This is a genomic window from Mesorhizobium sp. M5C.F.Ca.IN.020.32.2.1 (genome assembly GCF_004023105.1).
Classification (GTDB): Bacteria; Pseudomonadota; Alphaproteobacteria; order Rhizobiales; family Rhizobiaceae; genus Mesorhizobium; species Mesorhizobium wenxiniae.
Genome location: NZ_RZSX01000773.1, coordinates 1 through 3031, shown reverse-complemented (window position 1 = coordinate 3031; position 3031 = coordinate 1). Strand labels below are relative to the sequence as shown.

Sequence of the window (3031 nt, the reverse complement as noted above, 5' to 3'; positions counted from 1 at the left end):
GGCAACGCCAGCACGTGGCGGCGAAGGGATAGCTGCCGCCTGGCCAGGCAAATCCCAGGGATTGGCCGGCTGCGGCTCTGGGGCGACCTGTTTGCGTTGACTGGCCGAGCCGGCGCCGTTCCTCAAATCGGACGACGCGGCCGGCCCGAAACCGAAACCGTCATCGAATTCGGAGGACTTTCTTGAAACGGGCTGGCCTGGGACGGGCTCGCTTGCACCGAAAGGCACCGGATCGAAGCTGAATGGGTCTGCGGCGTCCGGCGCACGACGTGGTTCGGAATAGCCGGCGCCATTCGGCGCGGGCGTCGATACCGGGTCGAGGCTGAACGGGTCGTCGAAGGCTGGCGAACTGCGCTGGTTGGCGCGCCCGAACGCTCCTGGAACGGGTTGCTCGAACGGGTTCGGCAGATCGGCGGGACGCGGTCGTCGCGGCTCTTCCTCGACCGAGGCTGAAAAGAAATCATCGCGGCCGATGCTTACCGGCGCTCGCGATGCCGGCGGCGACCGCTCTGTGAACGATTGGCTGCCCGCTGATGCTTGAGCGGCCGGCGTCTGCAGATCGACGCATACGATGTAGTCGCCCAGCCTCAGCCGCATGCCGTTCTGAAGACGGACCGAGGTGCCGGCGCCGAGCGGGCTGTCGGAATCGTTTATGAACAAGCCGCTGCTTGACGTGTCGATGACGAAATACCCATCCGGCCCGCCGGTGATCCTGCAATGGGCGCGTGAAACGAACATGTCGGGATCGTCGATCTGCCAGCCCGCGTCCGCGCTACGGCCGATCACCAGTTCACCTTCGTCCAGCCGGGTCTGCCGTACCGCCTGGGTCCGTGGCCCGTGCTCCAGCGTCAGCAGCAGACTCATGCCGCGACCTCCGCCATTTCCGGCCGCCATCCGACGATTGTCCGCAGCCGCATATCGTCAGCATCGCCCCTTTCAGCGGGCCGCGCAAGCCAGCTGGTTCGGCCGAGCTGCACCGCTCCGATACGGGGCTGCGGCACTGCTTCACGCGCGAGCACGATCCGCAGATCGACATCGAGCGATTCCCCAACCATGTCACGAACGGCCTGTTTGAACATTTGCAGACGTTGACCGCCCGGCAGGAACGTTTTGAACTCCTCATACCCAAGCGGGCCGACGCGGAGTTCGATCCTGCTTTGGCGGCTGAAAACGCGCGGGCCGATCGTCGCCCCGCGACCCAGCACCGCGTAAGCTTGGGCAAGTCGGGTCTGGAGCGACGCCGGTATGGTCATCCAGGTAGCAACGAACTCCTTGATCTGGACCGGCACCTTGAACGCTTCCGCCAGGAACAGCGTCAGCCGCTCCGGACCGTCGACCTGGCTGGCGAGCGACGCGGCCTGGCGAAGCTTCACGGCGTCGAGATCGGGATTTTCGGTGCCGGGAAGTCCGATTCCCGCCATGGCTTCAAGCATGGCCCTTACCCGGCCGCCGACCGCCCGTTCGACCTGTACTGCCGGATGCGCGTCGGCCCAGGCCCGATAGTACAGGGCGATCATGCGGTGCTGGAGAATATTGACGAAGTCCACGAACGTCGTGTCGCTGGTCTGCCGTGCGTCGGCGCCGGTGAACCAGCGCTGCGACAGGCGATCGAGCACCCAACGTGTCAAATGAAGCGGCATCGGGCCTTCCGGTCCCATCAGCCCGAGATTTGCAACCGTGACCCGGGCCGGCGTCCCGAGCTTCCCCGGCGTCTTGTCCTTCGCTTCGCGGAACGCAACCACGTCCTTGGCGGAAAAGCTAAGACGCACATGCTGCCCGAGCCTTGCCGGCTCGCGATCCGCGTGGCCGGAATAGCCGAATAGCCCGCCCCTGCGTTCGAGTCGGCGCAACAGTTCGAAAAAATCGAATGTATCATCCAGCTCTTCGACCCGGTCCAAGTCGAATTTGTCTAGATCAGGTAGCGATTGCCGGGCGTCATCGGCCATGGCACATCCTCCTGCTTCTGCAGCAGCCGCGTGCGGGTCCGCACAAAGCCGTTTATTCCGGCGTGACGGGCAAACAGCCGTGCAAGCAAGGCTGAAAGCAGCAATGTGCTTTGCCCCGCCAGGACCGACTGGTCCACATGCAGCGTCACTTCCGTGCCCCGTCCGAAGCACATCGGGCCATCGATCTGCAGCCGTTCGACGACGGACCGCGAGTCGATGCGAACAATCGAGTGCACATTGCGGGCGAGGCTCGGATCTCCCCGGTCGGCATAGAGATCGAGCAGCGCATGCAGCGGATCGACACCGCGGCCTTCCTTGGCAAGGCTGAGAAAGTTGAGCGCCAGCTGCGCCACCAGCCGCCAGGCGAGATTGTCGGCGCGGGACTCGCCTTGGGCGCCCGCCGGCAGCGCGGCCGGGATAGCCGGCTGGGGCGGGCGCAACGCACCAATAAGCCGGATCGTTTCGACCGGATCGCCAGTCTCCAGCGTCAAGGTAGGGTTGTCGTCGAGGATCGGCAGGTCCCGGTTGGTGCAAAGCGCCATGATGTCGAGACGCTTCAGCGGCCGGTTCGCCGGACTTCCGACCGGCCGTGAAACCGATAGGAAAACGTCGTCTCCAGTGTACGAGGTGCGGGTCAACCCGTCGCGCCGTTCATCTTCGGTGGCCCGGCGAGGGCGCCGTTCGGTGGAATAGACCCAGCCATTGCTGCGGTTTTGCCCCAGGCTGAAGAGCTCCGGAATTTCGGCGTCGGGGCCCTCGGCGTCGGCGTCCTCGACGTGGGTCACCCGATAGATTTCGAAGTCCCGCGCCCGCGTGCGGTCGGCATGCAGCACTTGCCGCGTTCTGCGCGGGTCAAGCTCGATGACGTTGCAGTCACGCTCGAACAGGTTGATGATCGGCGTCGCAAAAAGTTCAAAATCCGCCGGCGTCACATCGGCAAGTTCGGGTACCGGACGCCGGAACATGAAGATGATCTCAAGCCCGGCGTCGCATCTGCGCACGACCGACTGCAGTCCTGAAACCCGCACGTAGTGAAAGCGCTCGGGCATCATGAAATATTCGCGCAGCAGACGGTACCCTTCGAA

3 protein-coding genes are annotated in these 3031 nt (G+C 64.5%); all 3 read right to left on the bottom strand.

Features of this window, described 5'->3' with window-relative positions; all coding sequences use genetic code 11:
- Nucleotides 1-864: FHA domain-containing protein (locus EOA86_RS28590; protein ID WP_128344728.1), on the bottom strand; the 864-nt coding region annotated here is incomplete at its 3' end.
- The gene (gene tssG, locus EOA86_RS28585; RefSeq protein WP_128344727.1) at nucleotides 861-1946 is read right to left on the bottom strand and encodes a type VI secretion system baseplate subunit TssG; all 1086 of its coding nucleotides are present in this window, start codon (nucleotides 1944-1946) and stop codon (nucleotides 861-863) included. The genes EOA86_RS28590 and tssG, both read right to left, overlap by 4 nt.
- Nucleotides 1910-3031, bottom strand: a 1122-nt coding sequence (locus EOA86_RS28580; RefSeq protein ID WP_206630158.1) for a type VI secretion system baseplate subunit TssF, incomplete at its 5' end; no start/stop codon positions are given. The genes EOA86_RS28580 and tssG, both read right to left, overlap by 37 nt.